Here is a 23,143-nt window from a genome sequence, read left to right on the forward strand (position 1 = left end):
GGAAACTCTTGGTGGTTACCGATGGCTTGAAAATCGGGCCAGGCATGTCAAATGTCCTGATATGACCGACAGCTCCATGGATTATGACGTTATCGTAATAGGCGGCGGCCCGGCCGGATTGACGGCTGCGATTGCCCTCGCCGACGCCGGCGCGCGGACCGCGCTGTTGGCGCGCCGCGCCCCCTATGCCGACAACCGCACCACCGCGCTGCTCGGCGCCTCGACCGAGATCCTGGAGCGGCTCGACGTCTGGCGGCGCTGCAGCGACAAGGCCGCCGCGCTCAAGACCATGCGCCTCGTCGACGATACCGGCCGCCTGATCCGCGCCCCGGAAGTGCGGTTCTCCTCCGACGAGATCGGCCGCGAGCAGTTCGGCTTCAACATCGACAATCGCTCGCTGGTCGCAGCGCTCGAGGAGCGTGCCGGCGAGATGGCCGCGCTGACGCGGTTCGACGACGAGGCCGCTTCGGTGCAACCGGAGAATACTGCCGTCACGGTGGTGACGCGGCAGGGCCAGTCGCTGTCGGCCCGGCTCGTGGTCGGCGCCGACGGGCGCAATTCACTCTCCCGCGAGGCCGCCGGCATCGAGGTGGTCAGCCGCGAGCTCGGCCAATCCGCCCTCACCTTCAACATCAGCCACAGCCGGCCGCACAACAACATCTCGACCGAGTTTCACACCGAGCACGGCCCCTGCGTGTTCGTGCCGCTCAGCGGCAACCGCAGCAGCGTGGTCTGGGTCTCGGCGCCCAAGGAAGCCGAACGGCTGAAGGCGCTTGGCGACGACGAATTGTCCGAAGCGGCCGAGCGGCAGTCGCATTCGATTCTCGGCCGCGTCGAGGTCCAGGGCGGCCGCCACGTGTTTCCCCTCGCCATCGAGCGGCCGAGGCAATTCGCCAAGAACCGGATCGCGCTGGTCGGCGAATCCGCCCATGTGCTGCCGCCGATCGGCGCGCAGGGGCTCAACATGGGGCTGCGCGATGCCGCCGACATCGCCGAGATCACAGGCCGGGCAATCGGCCGCGGCGAGGATCCCGGCGCGCCAAATGTATTGTCGCGCTACCAGGCGGCGCGGCGTCCCGATGTCGCCAGCCGGACCTGGGCGATCGACATCGCCAACCGGTCGCTGCTCAGCGATTTCCTCGGCATGCAGACCGCGCGTGCCGCCGGCCTGCACCTGCTCGGCGCATTCGGCCCGCTGCGGCGGCTGGCGATGCGCGAGGGCCTCGCGCCGTCATGGCGGAGGTAGCGTTCCTCTAAAGCGCGATGAGATCAGCTTGAATCGTCATCGCGCGCTTTAGCTCCTTGTTTGAGCATGATCTTTTCGGAAAACCGCTTCTCACTTTTCCGGATCATGCTTTAGGGAAACACCAGCCGTCCGCTCTGGATGAACCACATGACGCTGGTCAGCGTGACCACCGAGGCGAAGGTGCCGATCAGCACCGCGACCGACGCCGGCTCGATCCAGGTGTCGTTCTGCCGTGCAATCACGAACACGTTGAGCGCCGGCGGCAGCGAAGCCATCAGCACCGCGGTCGCAGCCCAGGGCTGCGCGAACGGACCGAACAGCAGCATCAGTCCGAAGGCCAGCAGCGGATGGATCAGAAGCTTGATCGCGACCACGCCCGGCGCCTCCCACGGCACCCGCTCGAACGGCCGCAGTGCCACGGTGATGCCGAGCACGAACAGCGCCATCGGCGCGGCGGCGTTTTGCAGGAACTGGATGGTGCGGTCGAGCGCGACCGGAATCGGGATGTGAAACGCGGCGACCAGCGCGCCGAACACCGCGGACATGATCAGCGGGTTCTGCACGATCTGCCGCAGCACCACGCCGAACGCATGCAGCAGTGAGGGATGATCGCGGTCGGTGAGTTCGATCAGGAGCGGCACGATCGAGAACAGGAAGATGCTGTCGCAGCAGAAGATCAGCGCGGTCGGCGCCGCTGCCTTGGTGCCGAGCACGGCGAGCGCCAGGCCAGGCCCCATATAGCCTATATTGCCGTAGGCGCCCGACAGGCCGGCCAGCGTCGCCTCGCGCAGCGACAGCCCTCCGATCAGCTTGCCTGCGACCATCGCCAGGAAGAACGCGATCACGGTTCCGAGCGTGGTGGCGATCAGGAATGGCGGGTTGTTCAGCTCGGCGAACGGTGTCTTCGACATGATCCCGAACAGCAGCGCCGGCAACGAAACGTAAAGCAGGAAGAAATTCATCCAGGCGAGCCCGCTCTCGGGCAAACCCTTGGCCTTTCCGCACGCGTAGCCGATAAAGATCAAGCCGAAATACGGCAACGCCAGATTGAGGATATCAATCATTCTGAAAGTAGTTTCTCGGCCGGATTTCGGGTCGTTTCGGCCCGGCTGGAATCGGTAAACCGGGGGGTTAATTCGAGGCTTAGCCCCTAGCATCGGCCACAATGTTGGTCTATCGACGAACCATGATCAAAGCGCGCACCGCCAAATTCCAGATCGGGCAGATCGTCCGTCACCGGGTGTTCTCCTTCCGGGGCGTGATTTTTGATATCGACCCGGAGTTCAACAACACCGAGGAATGGTGGCTGTCGATCCCCGAGGACATGCGGCCGCACAAGGACCAGCCGTTCTATCATCTGCTCGCGGAAAACTCGGAGACCGAGTACGTCGCCTATGTGTCCGAGCAGAACCTGCTGCCCGATGATTCCGGCGAGCCGATCCGGCACTCGCAGGTGGCGGAGATCTTCGTGAAGGACAAGTCGGGCGGCTACCGTCCGCGGAATCCGTCGCTGAACTGACGCGCGGCGCCTGTCCGGCGACGGACGCCACGGCGCGACTTCCAGCCTGCTCATACCCCCTCACGCGCAGCCAGCGCCGCAATCGCCCAGACCGCAAAACCCGCCAGCGCCAGTCCGGCGCCGACGAGACCGGTCGAGGTCCAGCCGTAGCCGGCTGCGACGGCCATTCCGCCGAGCCACGGCCCCAGCGCATTGGCGACGTTGAAGGCGGAATGGTTGAGCGCCGCAGCGAGGCTCTGGGCTTCGCCGGCGACATCCATCAGCCGGGCCTGCAACACGGTGGCGAGCGCTCCGCCCAGCCCGATCAGGAACACGTCGGCGCTCAGCGTCCAGAAATTCGCCGCCGCCAGCGGATACAATGCCAGCGTCGCCGCCGACCACAGCAGCAGGCCGCCCGCGGTCGCCATCAGTGCGCGATCGGCAAAGCGCGGCACGATGATGTTGCCGGCGGTGAGGCCGGCGCCGAACACACATAGCGTGACCGGCACCACCGCGGGCGACGTGTGCGTCACCGCCAGCATGGTCGACGCCAGATAGGTGTAGACCGAGAACAGTCCTCCGAAGCCGATGGCGCCGATCCCAAGCGTCAGCCAGACTTGCTTGCGCCCGAGCGCCGAGAGCTCGCGCAACGGGCTCGCCTTGCGGTCGGCGACGTCACGCGGGGCGAAGATCAGGACCAGGATGGCGGTCAGGAGCGCGAGACCGGCAACGATCGCAAACGCCCAGCGCCAGCCGATCGCCTGCCCCACGCCATTTGCGAGCGGCACGCCGATCGTCGTCGCGATGGTGAGGCCGAGCAGCACGCGGCCGACGGCCGCCGTGCGCTTGTCGATCGGGACCAGCGAGGCCGCGACCAGCATGGCGATGCCGAAATAGGCGCCATGCGGCAGCCCGGCGAGGAAGCGCAGCACCAGCATGGTGTGGTAGTCGGGCGCGAGCCCCGAGAGGCCGTTCATCAGCGCAAAGAAGCCCATCAGCGCGATCAGCAGCGTCCGCCGCGCCATGCGCGCCGACAGCACGGCGATCACAGGCGCGCCCACCACGACGCCGAGCGCGTAGGCGCTGATCGCGTGACCGGCCTGGGGCTCACTGATGTGCAGATCGTGGGCGAAGAACGGCAGCAGGCTCATGGTCGCGAATTCGGCGATGCCGATCGCGAACCCGCCCATCGCCAGCGCGAGATGAACGATGCCCGGATGGAAGGCACCGGGGACGTTGTCCTGGTTGAGGCGCCCGCCGGCATCGGCCGAAGCACGGCCGGTCGGCGGCTCCGAAGGCCGGGAGAGCGGTTCCCGCCGCTGCGTGTTGACTCGCTGGGACATTGGGAGACTTCCATGATTGCGAACAGCGGACAGGCTTGCGACCCAGGCAAGGTCCAGTCGCATCGCGCCATCACGCGTCCGCACGGCGGCCAGGGTTCGCACAGAACCACGCGCGCATTTGCGCATCGAAGGCGCGCGTGCCGCGCTTTCGTCTGGCCTCCCGTGACGGATTTATGCTTGGGCTTCAACGCCGGACTTGTCCGGACAAGGCAACGACGACGCGGCTCGGCGCAATCGATTTGCCTTGAGCCACCATCGCACACGATGGGCACGGTCACCAGCGCGGCAGGCTGCCATCAGCCAGCCCGTTTCGCATGACAAAAAAGGCGCCCTTCCGGGCGCCTTTTGCTTGCGAGGGTCTCGCGCTTTCTTGAACGCGTGATCGACGTTTTTACTTGGCTGCCGGATTGGCTGGAGCCGGCGCAGCGGCACCGCCCGCGCCTTCCAGCTTCTTGCGCTGTTCTTCGGCGCGCTTCTGCAACTCTTCCTGCAGCTTCTTCGAGTTTTCCTCGAACACCTTCGGATCGGTCGGCGGGCCGTCATAGGCCTTGGCGAATTCGGTGTTGAGCGGCAGCGGCAGCGTCAGCGGCGCGCCGTTCGAATTGATCGCCTGGACCACGAGGTTCTGGCCCTTCTTCATGTTGGCGATCAGCTCGGGGGTTGCTTCATAGTCGGACATGCAACCGTTCTGGAAGCAGATCACATAGGGCGCCTGCTGCGGCGGGTTGCCGTCGACGATGATGCGGGTGCCGTGCACGAGCTGCATGCCGAGCGGCAGCGTGACGCGCAGGATCTTCTTCGGCTCGCCTTCCGGCTCGATGATCACGGCGGCGATCACCGGCTGGCCCGACTCGATGCGGCCGTCCTTGCCGGTGAAGCAAACCTGCTTGGCGTTGGCTTCCTGGCCCTTCAGACAGAACTTGGTCCAGGGGGCGTAGATCAGCTGGATCTGCTGATCCTGGGGCGGCTGCTGGGCGGCCGCGGCGGGCGCCTGACCTGCGGCCGGTGCTTGTGCGGCTGGTGCCTGGGCTGCCGGGGCCGGCGCCTTCGGAGCTGCCTTGGGTGCTGCCTTGGGCGCTGCCTTCGGTGCCGCCGGCGCTGCCGGCTGCTGGGCCCAAGCGGCAGGAACCAGGAGCGCTGCAGAGAATGCCGTCGCCGCCATCAGGGCAACAATTCGCCCATGCGGCCGGACCGGGGCGGCCAAGATACGGAAATTCATTGCGGAAAACCCTTTCTGAACGGCAGCGCCCGAAACCGCTGCAGGCGCCGACACATAGCCGTTTGGGCGGCTGTCTCCTAGTCAATTGAGGCGGATACGTGACAGGCGTTGCCACCTTCAAATTGCACGCCTTCAATACAGCGGCGCGCGGAAAGATCAATGCCGACAAGCGTATTTGCGCCCATGTCACGGCGAGTTTCAGCGCCCTGTGATAAACCTCGGGCGTGACGTTTCGCGAATCAAATCCGGCGCCTCACGCGCGTGTTCCCGGGCACGGTTGGCGCGTCCCGTTGGCGGCCACCTGGCTTGTGCTGGCATTCCTGACCAGCGCGCTTGCCCCCGCGGCCGCCACCGAGAGCCACGCCATCGCGATGCATGGCGCGCCCGCCCTGCCAGCCGACTTTAGCCACCTGCCCTACGCCAATCCTGACGCCCCCAAGGGCGGCCGTCTGGTCCTGAGCCCCCGGGACGGCACCTTCGACAGCCTCAATCCCCTGATTGTCAGGGGGCTCGCGGTGCAGCAACTCCGGGGCTACGCCTACGAGCGCGGCTACGTCTATGAAAGCCTGATGGTGCGGAACAATGACGAGCCATTCACGCTGTACGGCCTGCTTGCCCGCAGCGTCGAGACCGACGATGCCAGAAGCTATGTGACATTCCACATCGATCCTCGCGCGCGCTTCTCCGACGGGCACGAGGTCACGGCGGACGACGTGGTGTTCTCGCTCGAACTGTTGCGCGATCACGGCCGTCCGCTGCATCACCAGTATTATTCGAAAGTCGCAAAGGCCGAGGTGCTCGACCCGCTCACGGTGCGGTTCGATTTTGGCGGCGTTGCAGACCGCGAATTGCCGCTGATCCTCGGCCTGATGCCGATCCTGCCACGCCACGCCACCGACGTCTCCAAATTCGAGGAGACCACATTGGCGCCGCCGATCGGCTCCGGCCCGTACCGCGTGACGGCGGTCAAGCCCGGCAGCAGCGTGACCTTCACCCGCAATCCGGATTACTGGGGGCGCGACCTGCCGGTGAACCGCGGCCTCTGGAATTTCGACGAGATCAGGCTTGATTACTATCGCGACGCCAACGGCCAGTTCGAGGCGTTCAAGCGCGGCCTCTATGACTTCAGGACAGAGCCCGAGCCGCTCCGCTGGCATGACGGCTACGACTTTCCCGCCGCGAGAAGCGGCGACGTCATCCGCGACACCATCAAGATCGGCACGCCCGATCCGTCCGAATTCCTGGTGTTCAACACCCGGCGGCCGAAGTTTGCCGACGTCAGGGTGCGCCAGGCGTTGCTGATGCTGTTCGACTTCGAATGGATCAACCGCAATTACTATTTTGGACTCTACTCGCGCGCCGGCGGCTATTTCGCCGGCTCGGAATTGTCCGCCTATGGCCGCCCGGCCGATGACCGCGAGCGCGATCTCCTCAAGCCGTATCTGTCGCATATTGTGCCCGACATTCTCGAGGGCCGCTATCGCCTCCCCGACACCGACGGCTCAGGCCGCGACCGCGCCGTTCTGCGCAACGCGCTCGCGCTGCTGTCGGAGGCGGGCTACGCGCTCGACGGCACGGTGCTGAAGCAGCGCTCGACCGGGACGCCGCTCCGGATCGAAATCCTGGTGACGACACGCGAGCATGAACGGATCGCCCTCGCCTATCAGCGCGACCTGAAGCGGGCCGGCGTCGACGCCGCGGTCCGGGTGGTCGACGCGGTGCAATTCGAGCAGCGCCGGGTCGCCTATGACTTCGACATGATCCCCATTCGCTGGGACCAGTCGCTGTCGCCGGGCAACGAGCAGTGGTTCTACTGGGGCAGCCAGGCAGCCGACGTGCCGGGCACCCGCAACTACATGGGCGCTAAGGATCCGGCCATCGACGCCACGATCGCCGCGCTGCTCGCGGCGCGGGAGCGGCCGGCCTTCGTCTCGGCGGTGCGGGCGCTGGATCGGGCCCTGATGTCCGGCTTCTACGCTATCCCCCTATTTAACTTGGGAGAGCAATGGATCGCGCGCTGGAATCGGATAGAACGGCCTTCGGCCACGGCGTTGACGGGCTACCTGCCGGAGACTTGGTGGCAGAAGCCCGGCGCGCAATCCAAGTGAGATACCAAGTGAGCTGCCAAGTGATCTGCGACCCGACGCGGCATGATCCGACCTGATCGAAGCGATGCAACCGACGTTGAACCTGTGAACCAGTCGATCACCTCGCCCACGCTCGATACGCTGTTCAAGCGCAGTTTGGCCCGGCAACCCGAGGCGCTGGCGCTGGTCGACCCGATCAACAAGCAGCGCGTCACCGGACAGCCCCCCAAACGCCTGACCTATGCCCAGGCCGACCGCGCGATCTCGGCGATCGCCGCCCACTTCGTCGAGAGCGGATTGCCGGCCAATACGGTGATCGCGGTACAGCTTCCCTCGACGATCGAATTCGCCCTGACCGTGCTCGCCGCCTATCGGGTCGGCCTTGTGGTGGCGCCGTTGCCGCTATTGTGGCGGCAGGCCGAGCTGACCTCCGTGCTCAACCGCACTGCGGCGCGGGCGATCGTCACCTGCGGCAGGATCGACGGCGTCTCCTACGCCGACATCGCCATGAACGCCGCGGCGGAAGCTTTTTCGATTCGCCATGTCTGCGGGTTCGGCACCGATCTGCCCGAAGGCATGGCGTCGCTCGATGACGCGATCCTGCGGGACTCCCGGACCTCGCGCCCGATGATCCAGGACGGCCGCAAGCCGGCGCTGATCTCCTTCGACGTCACCAGCGGGGGTTTTCGTCCGGTGCCGCGCGCGCATTTCGGCCTGATCGCCGGCGGGCTCGCGATGTCGCTGGAGAGCGACCTGGCCCAGGGCGCGACCATCATGTCGGCATTCGCGCCGATGTCGTTCGCCGGCATCTGTTCGTCGCTGGTGAGCTGGCTGCTGTCGGGCGGAACGCTCGTCATGCATCACCCGTTCGACGAGGAAGCGTTCCAAACCCAGTTCAACGAACACGGCTGCGACACGCTGATCGCGCCGGCGCAGTTCGCGCTACGGCTCGACGAGTGCGGCCTCTCGGAGCGCCTGCCCACCCTGCGCAACGCGATCGGCCTCTGGCGGACGCCGGAGCAGGTTGCCTCCAGTGCGCACTGGACCTCGCGGCGGGTGAGCCTGACCGACGTCTATCTGTTCGGCGAGGCCGGGCTGTTCGGCGCCCGCCGCAACGCCGAGGATGGATCGCCGGCTCCGATCAAGCCCGGTCCGCACAGCGCGCCGCGGGAGGCTCCCGGCGCGTCGATCGCCGGCGAGATCCTGCTGACCCCGAAGGGCACGCTAGGCCTGCGCGGCCCCATGGTGCCGGTCGCCGCCTACGCGCCGCCGCCGGCCCCGGGCGACAGTCTGACTGCGCCACCGCCGCGTGATTACGTCGACACCGAATATGCCGCGCGGGTCGACCGCGCGACCGGCGCCGTCAACATTACCGCCCCGCCGTCGGGGGTCATGACGGTCGGCGGCTACCGCTTCCTTGCCCAGGAGTTGCAGGAGTGGTCGCGCCGGCTCGGCCAGGGCGCATTGTTGACGGCACTGCCCGACCGCCTGAGCGGCCACCGGCTGGCCGGACGGGCTCAGGACAATGCGCGGGCCCGCGACGCCCTGACCGAACTTGGGCTTAACCCGTTGATGGTCGAAGCATTTCGCGACCGCAGCGGCACGGGAATGCCTTAGAATCTTATCATTGCGTTAGTCTTAGCATTGTGTTGACGCCGCATTAAGCCATGCCAACTAGCATCGAAGCCGTTTGCTGATCTTAAGCATTGGTTTCGAGCGTTCGAATGTCTCAACAAGGTCCGGTCCTCATCGTATCGGCGTCGGCAAAGCCGCCGTTTGCCGCGGTCCTCGATGAGACAAAGCTGTTTCCGGTCGTGGTCACCGACTGGCGCGAGGTCGGACGCGCCATCGAGCAGGTCAAGCCGGCCGCGATCATCGCGGCCGCAGAGGGCGTCGACTTCGTCACCCTGGCGGGCCTCGCCAAGCGCGCGGCGGCCCGCGCGCCCTATCTGCCGCTGATCGCGGTCGATCCAGCGACCACCCTGCCTGACACCGCCATCGCGTTCTTCCAGCACAAAGGCATGCCGGATCGCCTGGTCGCCCGGCTCAACGCGTCGTTACGCGTTCGCGCGCTGCATGCGACCGTGATGCGCCGCCTGGTGCCGCCGACGCCGATCGCATTATCCGATATCGATCCGGTCGGAGAGGCCACCGCGCTCCTGATCGGTCGCGGCGGCGCCTACCCGGCCCTGTCGGTCGCGCTCGGCGAACGCGCCGGCGTGGTCGGCGCGCTGAGCATCGAGGCGGCCGCAAAGCACCTCTCCAACCGTGACATCGACGGCATCGTGCTGGCCGAAGGCTTCACCCCGCGCGTGATGGATGCGTTCCTGACGGTGCTGACCGAGGATGTTCGCTTCCGCCCGTTGCCCGTGATCGTCGCCTCGGGCGAGCTGACGCCACGTTACGAGCTGCCCAATCTCGAGATCGTCACAGCCGGGCCGACACGCGTCGCCGACATGGCGTTGCCGATGATCCGGCAGCACGCCTTCGAGGCACGGCTCGGCCGCATGCTCAAGGCGATCGACGCCAAGGGCCTGATCGATCCCCGCACCGGCCTGCTCACCAAGGCTGCATTCGAACGCGACTTCGCGACCGCCGTCTACCAGACCGCCGAGCGTGGCGGCGCGCTCTCGGTGGCGCGGTTCACCTTCGACAACACGCAGCCGCGCGCGCAATTCGACGGTGCGCGGATCATCAGCCGGCTGATGCGCCAGACCGATTTCGGCGCGGTGCATGACGACCGCTCGCTGGTCGTGGCGTTCGCCGGGACCGACCTGCGCAACGCCCAGGCGATCACGCGGCGATTGGCAAGCGTGATGCGCCACACCCAGAACGGCCGCCGCGACACCAGGGCCGAGCCGGCCGTCAGCATCGCAACGCTTCTGCCGGGCGATTCCGCCCTCTCGCTGCTCGGACGCCTGTTCGGCACGCCGGAACGCGCGGCGTCGTAACAAGCTCTATGCCGCTTGTCAGTTGCGCGATCGCTGTGCGGGGCAGCGTCGGCAGCAGGCGAAGCCACCTTATCTCGGCGGCTCCGCATGCCTCATCTTCAAGCCTCACGCATGCTGTGGCTGCGCCAGCTGGCTGACCTGCATCGCCGGCGGATCGACAACCAGGGTACCGCCATGGCCATCGCTCGAGGTCGTGAAGGTCGAGGCCATGTAGTTGCCGAGCAGGGCAATACTCGCCGTGACGGTGCCGTCCGTCACCGTGAGCGTTCCGTGCGATGAGTCTCCGCTGAAGGTCGGCGTGTGGACGTTCGCGAAATTGATGTTCGCGAAATCGATCGCGTCCGAACCGGTCATCCCGGCGACGGTTCCGCTAAAGCTCGCGGAATTGTCGAGCTTCAGCGTCCCCGCCGAGCCCTGGAACATCACGGCGGCGTTTGAGGCCGCCGGCAATTCCAGGGTCGCGCCCGCTGCGATGGTGGCATTGGTGGAGCTCTCGCCCGTCGCGTTGAACGACTGCCAGGCTCCCCACGCGATGCCGTCATACGCACGGATCCAGAGTTGGTCGGTCCCCGAGCCGGCCTGATAGGTGGTCTGGGAAAGTTGCGCCGCCGTGATGTCGATCTCGGTATTCGCGGCCTGCGCAGCTCCGTTAACGCTCCAATGCCCGTTGCTGTTGGAATCCCACAGCGCATATTTCGTGATGGCATCGCCGTCGGCGTCCGTCGCAGTGACGAGGTTCGCAGCAGCAAAGGTCTGCCCCGAGACCGTCACGACGTTGGCGACCGAGACCGTCGGTGCCTGGTTGGTTGCGGTGGCCGTGAACGACTTCCAACTGCTCCATTCGCTGCCGTCGTTGGCTTTCACCCAGAGCGTATCTGATGTCGAACCGCCGGGGCCGAACACGTAGCTGACCTGCGAGAGGTTCGCCGCGGCAACATCGATCTCGACGTTGGCGGCCTGGATGGCACCATTCACCACAAAGTGGCCATTGCCGCCGGTGTCCCAGAACGCGTACTGGGTGATCGGATCGCTCTCGGCATCCGAGGTCGAGAACAGGGTCGAGGCCGCCACCGAATGGTCATGAATGCCACTGACGTTCGATGCGGTGACGACCGGAGCCGTGTCGGGACCCGGTGTTGCGGTGAATGCGGTCCAGGTGCTCCACTTCGATCCGTCGTTGGCCCGCACGTAGAGCGTATCGGGCGTCGAGCCGCCGGGACCGAACACGTAGCTGACCTGCGACAGGTTCGCCGCGGCAACATCGATCTCGACGTTGGCCGCCTGGGCGACGCCATTCACCACCCAGTGACCGTTGCCGCCGGTGTCCCAGAACGCGTACTGGGTGATCGGATCGCTCTCGGCATCCGAGGTCGAGAACAGGCTCGAGGCGAGCGCCGACATCTCACCGTGAACCGCGGCCACGTTCGGCGCCGTCACGACCGGAGCCGTGTCGGGGCCCGGTGTTGCCGTGAAGCTCTTCCAGGCGCTCCACATGCTGCCGTCATTGGCCTTCACCCAGAGCGTATCAGGCGTCGAGCCGCCGGGGCCGAACACGTAGCTGACCTGCGACAGGTTCGCCGCGGCAACATCGATCTCGACGTTGGCTGCCTGGGCAACACCATTCACCACCCAGTGACCGTTGCCGCCGGTGTCCCAGAATGCATACTGGGTGATCGGATCGCTCTCGGCATCCGTGGTCGAGAACAGGCTCGAGGCGAGCGCCGACGTCTCACCATGAACCGCGGTCACGTTCGCGGCCGTCACGACCGGAGCCGTGTCGGGACCCGGTGTTGCCGTGAATGCGGTCCAGGTGCTCCACTTCGATCCGTCGTTCGCCCGCACGTAGAGCGTATCGGGCGTCGAGCCGCCGGGGCCGAACACGTAGCTGACCTGCGACAGGTTCGCCGCGGCAACATCGATCTCGGTGTTGGCGGCCTGGGCGACACCATTCACCACCCAGTGGCCACTTCCGCCGGTGTCCCAGAACGCATACTGGGTGATCGGATCGCTCTCGGCATCCGTGGTCGAGAACAGGCTCGAGGCGAGCGCCGACGTCTCACCATGAACCGCGGCCACGTTCGATGCCGTCACGACCGGAGCCGTGTCGGGACCCGGTGTTGCCGTGAATGCGGTCCAGGTGCTCCACTTCGATCCGTCGTTCGCCCGCACGTAAAGCGTATCGGGCATCGAGCCGCCGGGCCCGAACACGTAGCTGACCTGCGACAGGTTCGCCGCGGACACATCGATCTCGACGTTGGCGGCCTGGGCGACGCCATTCACCACCCAATGGCCGTTGCCGCCGGTGTCCCAGAACGCGTACTGGGTGATCGGATCGCTCTCGGCATCCGTGGTCGAGAACAGGCTCGAGGCGAGCGCCGAAGTCTGCCCATGGGTGGCCGTCACGTTCGCGGCCGTCACGACCGGAGCGGTATCGACCCCCGGTGCTGCCGTGAACGACTTCCAGGCTCCCCACAGGCTGCCGTCGTTGGCCCGCACGTAGAGCGTATCGGGCATCGAGCCGCCGGGCCCGAACACGTAGCTCACCTGCGACAGGTTCGCCGCGGCAACATCGATCTCGGCGTTGGCGGCCTGGGCGACGCCATTCACCACCCAGTGACCGTTGCCGCCGGTGTCCCAGAACGCGTACTGGGTGATCGGATCGCTCTCGGCATCCGTGGTCGAGAACAGGCTCGACGCAAGAGCCGACGTCTGCCCATGGGCGGCCGTCACGTTCGTGGCCGAAACGACCGGAGCGGTATCGACCCCCGGTCCCGCCGTGAATGACTTCCAGGCTCCCCACAACGTTCCGTCGTTCGCCTTGATGAACAGCGTATCGGGGGCTGACCCTGGCGGCCCGAACACGTAGCTCAGCTGCGACAACTGCGCCGCGGTAATATCGATCTCGGTGTTGGCGGGCAGAGCCACGCCGTTCAACGCCCAATGGCCACTGCCCCCGGTGTCCCACAGGGCGTATTCGGTGATCGCGTCGTGATCCGGATCGCTCACCGTGAACAGGCTGGATGCGGCAATCGACGTCTGGCCGTGCGCCGCAGTGACGTTGGCGGCGTTCACGGTTGGCGCGGTGTCGACAAATCCGGTTGCCGTAAACTGGGTCCAGCCGCCCCAAACCGTGCCGTCATTGGCGCGAACGTAAAGGGTATCGCTCGAACCGCTTGGACCGAAGACATAGCTCACCTGCGACAGGTTCGCCGCCGCAACATCGATCTCGGCGTTGGTGGCCTGCGCGACGCCGTTGACGACCCAATGTCCGTTACCTTGCGTGTCCCAGAACGCGTATTGGGTGATGGGATCGCCATCGGCGTCCGACACAGTGAAAAGGCTGGAAGCCGCCACCGAACTCTCGCCCACGGTTGCCTGTACATTGGGCGCTGACGTGACCGGACTGATATCGGCACGCGTCGTGACCAGCGTGCCGATGCCTGAATCCGTGCTGACGCTGAACCGCACGCCAGGCGTCTGATCAAGCTGCAGGTCATAGGAGGAAGCGCCTTCCGTGACTTGCAGGATATTGCCCGGGAGCAAGGTCACCGACCCGCCGGAGGAGAACGTCACCCCGGCCAGATCGATGCTGTCGCCGAGAACCAGCCCGCTGATGGTCGTCGTCGGCATCGACGTGCCGTCGACCTTGAGCTGACCGCCGGACCCGCTGAAGGTGATGCCCCCGCTCGCGACGCTGCCGGCCTGCAACTCGACCGCGCCGCCCGAAATCGTCACCGGACCCGTCGACCCGCCGGAGGAAACGACTTCCGTGCCGCCGGCAAACACCGTCACGTTGCCGGTCACTGCGCCAGCCACTTTGAACGTGCCGCCGCTGGAGACGGCAACATGATGGGCCATCGCCCCGGACAGGACATTCAACATGCCGCCACTGCTGACGGTCGTGTGGTCTATCGCGCCACCCGATGACACGTTTACCGTGCCGCCCGAAATCCCGGTTCCGGAGCTGGTCACGCCGGTAACCACACCTCCAGAGAACACGTTCTCGATGCCGCCGGCAAAGACCGCGACATTGCTCAGAACGGTGCCGCCAACGTTGAAGATGCCGCCGCTCGAGACGGAGATATGGTCCGCCGTCGCGCCCGACGAGACATTCAGGTCACCGCCACTGAAGACGGTCGCATATTCGAACGAAGCTCCGGAGAGAACGTCGACCACGCCGGAAATTGCGGTACCCGAACCAGTGACACCGGTGACGGAGCCACCCGCAGAGACGATTTCGTGGCCGCCACTCTGAATGGTGACATTGCTGGTGATCTTGCCCCGCACGTTGAGCGTGCCGGACACGTTGATCATGCTGGCCGAGCCTCCGGCCAGAACGTTGAGCGTTGCTCCGGCTGCGACGAATGTTCCCGTGCCGGCCGTGCCGCTGACGGTGCCCTGGATGACGCCGCCGGACGAGACGTTCTCGATGCCACCGCTCAACACCAAGACCGTGTTGGATGTGGTCCCCGTGACATTCAGCGTGCCGCCCGCCGAGACCGTCGTCCCGGTGGCAAATCCGCCAGCCAGCACGTCGAGCGTTCCCCCGGATACGAGCGTTCCGCTGGCTGTGCCGCCGCTGCTGACAAACATCGTCGCGCCGCTTGCAACGACGGCATTCGCATCGCTGCCGGCAACCACTTCGGTGCCGCCGGAAGAGACAGTCGTGCCTGTGTCGCTGCCGCCGTTGTTGACAGTCAGAAGCCCGCCGCTGCTGACGGCGGTGCTGATGGCCGACCCGCCGGAGGCAACGAACATCGAACCGCCATTGAGCACGGTATCGCCGGTGTCGGTTTGGCCGCTCGATACGGTGTAGGACGATCCGCTGCTTACAGTCACAGGGGCGGTTTGGTGAACGATCGTGCCGCCGTTGCTGGTCACGTTCGTGACATTGGCGCCAGCAATGAGAATCAGGGTCCCGCCGCTATCGAGGACGATGCCGCTTGCGGTGCCGCCGGACGAAACGACTTCGGTGCCACCGGAGCTGATCACTGTGCTGCTGGCGATGCCGCCCGCCATCACGGTCTCGGTGCCGCCGGCGCTGATCACCGTGGTCCTGGCGATGCCGCCGGATGAAACGATCTCGGCACCGCCGGAACCGATCACCGTGCTGCTGGCAATGGGGCTGTACGGGCCGCCGCCCCACACGATCTGTTCACCGCCCGCGATCAGCGTCGTGGAGATCGCCGTTGCGCTTCCGCTGTATTGGCCACTGCCGACATATTGGATACTGCCGCTGCCGGTGACCGTCGTGTTGACGGCTGTGCCGCCCGCATTAGCGAGGCCGTATGGCGCAACATACTGAATTCCACCGTTGGTGATGGTGGTATTGCTTGCGAAACCAGAACCGGCGCTTCCGAAGGCGGTATAGCCGAGGTACTGCGTACCGCCGTCGACGACGGTGTTGACCGCCGTCGCGGCCCCAAGAAATCCAACGATCTGTTCGGAACCGCTTCCCATCACAGTGGTGTTGGATGCGACTGCGCTGCCGTAGGCGCCAGGGTTGTTATTGTAGTCGTTTGTGACGTACTCGAGCCCCCCGTTCTTGATCGTCGTGCCGATGGCGGTGCCGCCATAGATGTCCACGCCTCCACCATTGACGGTGGTGTTGCTGGCCGTGCCGCCGAACAGGTCTAGCCTGCCGCCGCTGTCGACCGTGGTGTTGCTTGCGGTTGAACCACTGTCGATTGTCAGTCGGCCGCCACTGATCGTGGTGTCGATCGCGGTTCCAACTCCGGTCGTGTATGAAGGGGCATAACTGAAGCCGAGGATGGCGTTGCCGCCGTCGATCACGGCGCTGATCAAGGTGCCGAGAACGTACAACTGCGCGGCACCATTCGAATCGTAGGATACGGTGTCGCCGAAATCGGTGCCGCCGGAGGAAACAACGACGGTGCCAACATCGAGGGTGCTGCTGATGTACCCGCCGTTCAGTACGTAAAGCGTGCCGCCGTCCTGGACCGTATTGCCGCTTTGCGTGTCGGACACAGACACGCTGCTGCCGCTGCCAACGTTCACACCCATCAACCCCTCCCCCGAAAAAACTGATCTCGAAATCCAATAAACCTGTCCGGCAACTCGCGCCCGCGGCCGAGTCCGGCCGATCGCCCGACAGTTGAAGCAAACGCCCGCTAGCCCTCACCAACTCACTTGGCGCGGGGTCTTGATAACCGAGTTTTGGAGAGCAGTTGAAATGCTGGCGGGACGCGAACCAGATTCAAGTTGCTACGTCATCCAAAATTACAAATCGCCGATCTGAACTAAAAACGCGATCAGCTTACAATTCGCGCAAGGGCCGTCAAGGTCAGGGTGGCAAATGTCCAATGTTCCTCGCCTGTTGTTCACATTCTGGAATCGGCGCGCCCCGCCTCACATGTCGACTCGCTCTCGGTGAGCTGGGCCTGTCCCTTCAGGCCAGAGCAAATGTTTCTGGAGTGAAATGATTCATCCGCACCGTGATGCATCACGGTGTGGGTTCACGCTCCTCAGCACCAAGCCCAGGCACAGCCGACGAATCGATCGCGGTAGATCCGCACGTAATGGACGACGGACGAGCGTCGCGGCCGGAACGCGCGGCGTCGTAACAAGCTCTATGCCGCTTGTCAGTCGCTGCCGTCACTGCGCGGCATCGCCGGCAGGCGAAGCCACCTTATCTCGGCGGCTCCGCATGCCTCATCTTCAAGCCTCACGCATGCTGTGGCTGCGCCAGCTGGCTGACCTGCATCGCCGGCGGATCGACAACCAGGGTACCGCCATGGCCATCGCTCGAGGTCGTGAAGGTCGAGGCCATGTAGTTGCCGAGCAGGGCAATGCTCGCCGTGACGGTGCCGTCCGTCACCGTGAGCGTTCCGTGCGATGAGTCTCCGCTAAAGGTCGGCGTGTGAACGTTCGCGAAACTGATATTCGCGAAATCGATCGCGTCCGAACCGGTCATCCCGGCGACGGTTCCGCTAAAGCTCGCGGAATTGTCGAGCTTCAGCGTCCCCGCCGAGCCCTGGAACATCACGGCGGCGTTTGAGGCCGCCGGCAATTCCAGGGTCGCGCCCGCTGCGATGGTGGCATTGGTGGAGCTCTCGCCCGTCGCGTTGAACGACTGCCAGGCTCCCCACGCAATGCCGTCATACGCACGGATCCAGAGTTGGTCGGTCCCCGAGCCGGCCTGATAGGTGGTCTGGGAAAGTTGCGCCGCAGTGATGTCGATCTCGGTATTCACGGCCTGCGCAGCTCCGTTAACGCTCCAATGCCCGTTGGTGTTGGAATCCCACAGCGCATATTTCGTGATGGCATCGCCGTCGGCGTCCGTCGCAGTGACGAGGTTCGCGGCAGCAAAGGTCTGCCCCGAGACCGTCACGACGTTGGCGACCGAGACCGTCGGTGCCTGGTTGGTTGCGGTGGCCGTGAACGACTTCCAACTGCTCCATTCGCTGCCGTCGTTGGCTTTCACCCAGAGCGTATCGGATGCCGAACCGCCGGGGCCGAACACGTAGCTGACCTGCGAGAGGTTCGCCGCCGCAACATCGATCTCGACGTTGGCGGCCTGGATGGCACCATTCACCACAAAGTGGCCATTGCCGCCGGTGTCCCAGAACGCGTACTGGGTGATCGTGTCGTGCTCGGCATCGGTGGTCGAGAACAGGGTCGACGCCGCCACCGAATGGTCATGAATGCCACTGACGTTCGATGCCGTCACGACCGGAGCCGTGTCGGGGCCCGGTGTTGCCGTGAAGCTCTTCCAGGCGCTCCACATGCTGCCGTCATTAGCCTTCACCCAGAGCGTATCGGATGCCGAACCGCCGGGGCCGAACACGTAGCTGACCTGCGATAGGTTCGCCGCCGAGACGTCGATCTCGGCGTTGGTGGCCTGGACGACGCCGTTGACGACAAAGTGTCCGTTACCTTGGGTGTCCCAGAACGCGTACTGGGTGATCGTATCGTTCTCGGCGTCCGTCACCGAGAACAGGCTCGAGGCGAGCGCCGACGTCTCACCGTGAACCGCGGTCACGTTCGGCGCCGTCACGACCGGGGCCGTGTCGGGGCCCGGTGTTGCCGTGAAGCTCTTCCAGGCGCTCCACATGCTGCCGTCATTGGCCTTCACCCAGAGCGTATCGGGCGTCGAACCGCCGGGGCCGAACACGTAGCTCACCTGCGACAGGTTCGCCGCCGAGACATCGATCTCGGCATTGGTGGCCTGGACGACGCCGTTGACGACAAAGTGTCCGTTACCTTGGGTGTCCCAGAACGCGTACTGGGTGATCGTATCGTGCTCGGCGTCCGTCACCGAGAACAGGCTCGAGGCGAGCGCCGACGTCTCACCGTGAACCGCGGTCACGTTCGGCGCCGTCACGACCGGGGCCGTGTCGGGGCCCGGTGTTGCCGTGAAGCTCTTCCAGGCGCTCCACATGCTGCCGTCATTGGCCTTCACCCAGAGCGTATCGGGCGTCGAACCGCCGGGGCCGAACACGTAGCTCACCTGCGATAGGTTCGCCGCCGAGACGTCGATCTCGGCGTTGGTGGCCTGGACGACGCCGTTGACGACAAAGTGTCCGTTACCTTGGGTGTCCCAGAACGCGTACTGGGTGATCGTATCGTGCTCGGCGTCCGTCACCGAGAACAGGCTCGAGGCGAGCGCCGACGTCTCACCGTGAACCGCGGTCACGTTCGGCGCCGTCACGACCGGGGCCGTGTCGGGGCCCGGTGTTGCCGTGAATGCGGTCCAGGTGCTCCACATGCTGCCGTCATTGGCCTTCACCCAGAGCGTATCGGGCGTCGAACCGCCGGGGCCGAACACGTAGCTCACCTGCGACAGGTTCGCCGCCGACACATCGATCTCGGCATTGGTGGCCTGGACGACGCCGTTGACGACAAAGTGTCCGTTACCTTGGGTGTCCCAGAACGCGTACTGGGTCATCGTGTCGCCGTCCGGATCGCTCACCGTGAACAGGCTCGAGGCGAGCGCCGACGCCTCACCGTGAACCGCGGTCACGTTCGGCGCCGTCACGACCGGGGCCGTGTCGGGGCCCGGTGTTGCCGTGAAGCTCTTCCAGGCGCTCCACATGCTGCCGTCATTGGCCTTCACCCAGAGCGTATCGGGCGTCGAACCGCCGGGACCGAACACGTAGCTCACCTGCGACAGGTTCGCCGCCGAGACATCGATCTCGGCATTGGTGGCCTGGACGACGCCGTTGACGACAAAGTGTCCGTTACCTTGGGTGTCCCAGAACGCGTACTGGGTCATCGTGTCGCCGTCCGGATCGCTCACCGTGAACAGGCTCGATGCAGCAATCGACGTCTGACCGTGCGCCGCAGTCACGTTGGCTGCGTTCACGGTCGGCGCGGTGTCGCCAAATGCCTTGGCCGTAAATTGAGTCCAGCCGCCCCAAACCGTGCCGTCATTGGCTCGAACGAGAAGGGTATCAGTCGATCCGCTTGGACCGAAGACGTAGCTCACCTGCGACAGGTTCGCCGCCGCAACATCGATCTCGGCATTGGTGGCCTGGACGACGCCGTTGACGACCCAGTGTCCGTGACCTTGGGTGTCCCAGAACGCGTAGGTGGTGATCGGATCGCCATCGGCGTCCGACACCGTAAAGAGGCTGGAAGCCAGCACGGAGGTCTGGCCAGAGCCCGCGTGGATGTTGGACGCTGACGTGACCGGCGCGATATCGGCACGCGTCGTGACCAGCGTTCCGGTGCCGGAATCCGCGCCGACGCTGAACCGCACGCCGGGTATCGCATCAAGCTGCAGATCGAAGGAGGATGCTCCCTCGGTGACATGCAGGATGTTGCCGGCCTGCAAGGTCGCCGACCCACCCGATACGAAATTGAGGCCTGCCAGATCGATGCTGTCGCCCAGCACCAGACTGCTGATGGTCGTGCCGGCCAGGGAGTTGCCATCGATCTTCAGCTGACCGCCGGAACCGCTGAAGGTGATGCCGCCGTTCGCGACGCTGCCGGCCTGCAGTTCGACCACGCCGCCGGAGATCGTGACCGGCCCCGTAGAGCCGCCAGAGGACACGATCTCATTGCCTCCGGCAAAGACCGCGACGTTGCTCGTCACCGCGCCGGCAACGTTGAGCGCGCCACCGCTCGACACCGCGATGTCGTGCGCCGCAGCTCCAGACGCAATGTTCAGCACGCCACCGCTGATGACGGTCGTGTGGTCTATTGCGCCTCCCGACGACACGTTGACCCTGCCGCCCGAAATCCCGGTTCCGGAGCCGGTCACGCCGGTGACCACACCTCCGGAGAATACGTTCTCGATGCCGCCGGCAAACACCGAGACATTGCTCAGAACCGTGCCGCCAACGTTGAAGATGCCGCCGCTCGAGACGGAGATATGGTCCGCCGTCGCGCCGGACGAGACATTCAGGTCACCGCCATTGAAGACTGTCGCATATTCGAAAGACGCTCCGGAGAGAACGTCGACCAGCCCGGAAATTGCGGTCCCCGAACCGGTAACGCCGGTGACGGAGCCACCTGCAGAAACGATTTCGTGGCCGCCACTCTGAATGGTGACATTGCTGGTGATCCTGCCCTGCACATTGAGCGTGCCACCCGACAGGGTGACGTCGTGCGCCGTCGCGCCGGCGGACACATTCAAGGCGCCGCCGCTGGAGACCGCGGTGTTGAACGTCAGGCCGCCAGACAAAACATTCTCAACACCTCCGCTTGCCACTTCCGCCGCAGCCGAACCACCGGCCGACACATTCAACACACCGCCGCTTGTAACCATGACGCCAGTGGTGACGCCACCAGAGGAAATCGTCTGATTGCCACCCGACAGAATCGTGGCGCCGGAATCGACTCCACCACTGAAGACGGCCTCGAATCCGCCAGACAGGACGGTGCCCGTCGCGCTGCCACCAGCCGAACCGGGACTACCGCTGAGCGGTCCTTCGCCGAGCTGGAAGTAGCCGCCGCCCAGCACCGTCGTGCCGGCCGCCGTGCCGCCGCTCAGCACGGTCATGCCGCCGGAGTTCGAGATCGTCGTTCCGGATACTGCACCGCCCGAGGTGACTTTCGCGCCGCCGTTGTCGGCAATCATGGTGGACACCGCGAGGCCGCCGGAGTTCACATCCAGCTGACCGCCCACCACGGTCGTATTGCTCGCGGTTCCGCCCGCCGAACCACCCGATCCCTGCAACGACGGAATGCCGATTTCCATGAAGCCGCCATTGCCAATGAAGGTGCCGAGGGCCGTGCCGCCCGCGAACACGTTCTCCGTCCCGTTCGCGGTGACGGTGATGGCGGAGGTTGAGCCGCCCGACAGAACGTCGAGGATCGGGCCACTACCCACCGAGTAGCCGCTTACGACAGCGCCAGGCCCCACCTCAAGGTAGGTGCCGGCACCGAAAGTGGTGTTGGAAAGCTGCGAAACGGACGCTCCGCTGACCAGTTCCACAGCGCCGAAATTGGTGACCGAAACGCCACTGAGGGACCCGCCTGAGAACAGCTTCAGCAGGCCACCATCGACCATCGTGGCGTTTGCCGATCCGCCGGCAAGGACGTCGAGCTCACCGCTGCCGAAGACATTGACGCCGCTCGCAGCGCCTCCGGACGAAACGGTTTCCAGGCCGCCCTGGTAGATGTTGATGTTGCTGGTCGTGCTTCCCGCGAGATTGAATTGGCCCCCGGCCCTCACATCGATGTCATGCGCGGATGCGCCGGCCTGCAAGTTCAGGGCGCCGTTGCTGTTGACGGCAACGTAGCTGACGGAGGCACCCGCGGACGCATTCACTGTGCCGACGACGGTGACCGTTGGCAGGGCGGATGGATCCAATGATCCGTTGATTGCACCGCCGGCAGAGACGTTCAAGGTGGCGCCGTCCGCAATGAACACGTAGCTCGTCGCCGTACCCAGGAGGCTGAGCGTTGCTCCGTTCGATACAGTAAGATCGTGAACGGCGGCGCCGGTTGCGACGCTGGCCGAGGCGCCTGACGACAAGGTGAAGAACTCGGACAGGCCTCCGGAGAGGACATTGAGCGAGCCTCCCGACACCGTAAAGTCCTGCACATTGCCGCCAGAAAGCACGTTCAGCGTGCCCCCCGACACATCGAAGTTCTGTGCGCTGCCTCCCGAAAGGACATTCTCGGTGCCTCCGGCGAAGACCTCCGAGTTGCTGGTCTGGGAACCTGCGAGATTGAGGACGCCGCCACCGCTGACGCCGAAGTCGTGGATCGTCGCGCCATAGTCGACCGTGACAACGCCGCCACTCCTGACCGTGAAGTAGGACAACTGGCCGCCCGAAGTCACGCTGACCGTGCCACCCGACACAATCGTCTCGTCGCTGCCGGGGGCGCCCGTTTCGATGCCGCCGGAAGCGATCACTACAAGGCCGCTCGAATAGACCTCAACGTGGCTTGTCACCGTTCCGGCAACGTTCAGCGTGCCGCCCGACGACACGGTAATGAACGACGCCTCTCCGCCCGAGGAAACGTTGATCGCGCCGCCTGCATACACCGTGCCCGAGACGCCGAGACCGCCGCTGGAGATATTCTGGCTGCCGCCGGACAGAATTGTGGCGCCGCTGTCGACACCACCGCTCGAAATCACCTCGTCGCCACCCGACACAGTCGTTCCAGTGGCGCTGCCGCCGGACTCGATGATCAGCGTGCCGCCAGTCAGGACTGTATCGCCGGATTCAGTGCCAGAAGATACAGTAACGGTCACGCCGCTGGAAATCGTCTGCATGGCTCTGCCTCTAGGCCAGAATAAAATTCATTTGCCGGTTTCGGGCATCGATGCCCGTCGGCGTCGATATCCTTTACGCACTATGCTCTGGCACCGACCGGAAATTCC

Annotated in this window: 10 protein-coding genes; 5 read left to right on the forward strand and 5 right to left on the reverse strand. The window is 65.1% G+C overall.

The window, feature by feature from the left end; all coding sequences use genetic code 11:
• Positions 1-61: 61 nt before the first annotated feature.
• Complete coding sequence (locus ACVW1C_RS00140) at positions 62-1,246, forward strand: UbiH/UbiF family hydroxylase (protein ID WP_456756637.1); 1,185 nt, start codon at positions 62-64, stop codon at positions 1,244-1,246.
• 110 nt (positions 1,247-1,356) lie between these two features.
• Here the strand turns inward: ACVW1C_RS00140 and ACVW1C_RS00145 are convergent, their stop codons facing one another.
• On the reverse strand, positions 1,357-2,310 hold the full coding sequence (locus tag ACVW1C_RS00145; protein ID WP_456756638.1) for an AEC family transporter: 954 nt from the start codon (positions 2,308-2,310) through the stop codon (positions 1,357-1,359).
• A gap of 122 nt (positions 2,311-2,432) precedes the next feature.
• On the opposite strand from ACVW1C_RS00145, the gene hspQ reads away from it, so the two are divergent.
• Positions 2,433-2,765 (forward strand): heat shock protein HspQ, encoded by a 333-nt coding sequence (gene hspQ, locus ACVW1C_RS00150; RefSeq protein WP_024584048.1) that lies wholly within the window; start codon positions 2,433-2,435, stop codon positions 2,763-2,765.
• A gap of 50 nt (positions 2,766-2,815) precedes the next feature.
• Here the strand turns inward: hspQ and ACVW1C_RS00155 are convergent, their stop codons facing one another.
• A complete protein-coding gene (locus ACVW1C_RS00155) occupies positions 2,816-4,087 on the reverse strand; it encodes an MFS transporter (RefSeq protein WP_456756639.1) in 1,272 nt (423 codons plus the stop codon).
• A 391-nt stretch (positions 4,088-4,478) separates the two neighbouring features.
• Positions 4,479-5,306, reverse strand: coding sequence for an invasion associated locus B family protein (locus ACVW1C_RS00160; RefSeq protein WP_456756640.1), 828 nt, complete (start codon positions 5,304-5,306; stop codon positions 4,479-4,481).
• A 371-nt stretch (positions 5,307-5,677) separates the two neighbouring features.
• Here ACVW1C_RS00160 and ACVW1C_RS00165 point away from each other — a divergent pair, with 371 nt between their 5' ends.
• From ACVW1C_RS00165 to ACVW1C_RS00175, 3 genes are all read left to right on the forward strand, one after another.
• Positions 5,678-7,414 (forward strand): extracellular solute-binding protein, encoded by a 1,737-nt coding sequence (locus tag ACVW1C_RS00165; protein WP_456762968.1) that lies wholly within the window; start codon positions 5,678-5,680, stop codon positions 7,412-7,414.
• Positions 7,415-7,498: 84 nt separating this feature from the next.
• Positions 7,499-9,010 (forward strand): AMP-binding protein, encoded by a 1,512-nt coding sequence (locus ACVW1C_RS00170; RefSeq protein WP_456756641.1) that lies wholly within the window; start codon positions 7,499-7,501, stop codon positions 9,008-9,010.
• 107 nt (positions 9,011-9,117) lie between these two features.
• On the forward strand, positions 9,118-10,344 hold the full coding sequence (locus tag ACVW1C_RS00175) for a GGDEF domain-containing protein (protein WP_456756642.1): 1,227 nt from the start codon (positions 9,118-9,120) through the stop codon (positions 10,342-10,344).
• Positions 10,345-10,449: 105 nt separating this feature from the next.
• Here the strand turns inward: ACVW1C_RS00175 and ACVW1C_RS00180 are convergent, their stop codons facing one another.
• Positions 10,450-16,368, reverse strand: coding sequence for an AIDA repeat-containing protein (locus ACVW1C_RS00180; protein ID WP_456756643.1), 5,919 nt, complete (start codon positions 16,366-16,368; stop codon positions 10,450-10,452).
• Between the two features lie 661 nt (positions 16,369-17,029).
• The gene (locus tag ACVW1C_RS00185; RefSeq protein WP_456756644.1) at positions 17,030-23,035 is read right to left on the reverse strand and encodes a hypothetical protein; all 6,006 of its coding nucleotides are present in this window, start codon (positions 23,033-23,035) and stop codon (positions 17,030-17,032) included.
• Positions 23,036-23,143: the final 108 nt, after the last annotated feature.

Source organism: Bradyrhizobium sp. USDA 4011, assembly GCF_054063415.1.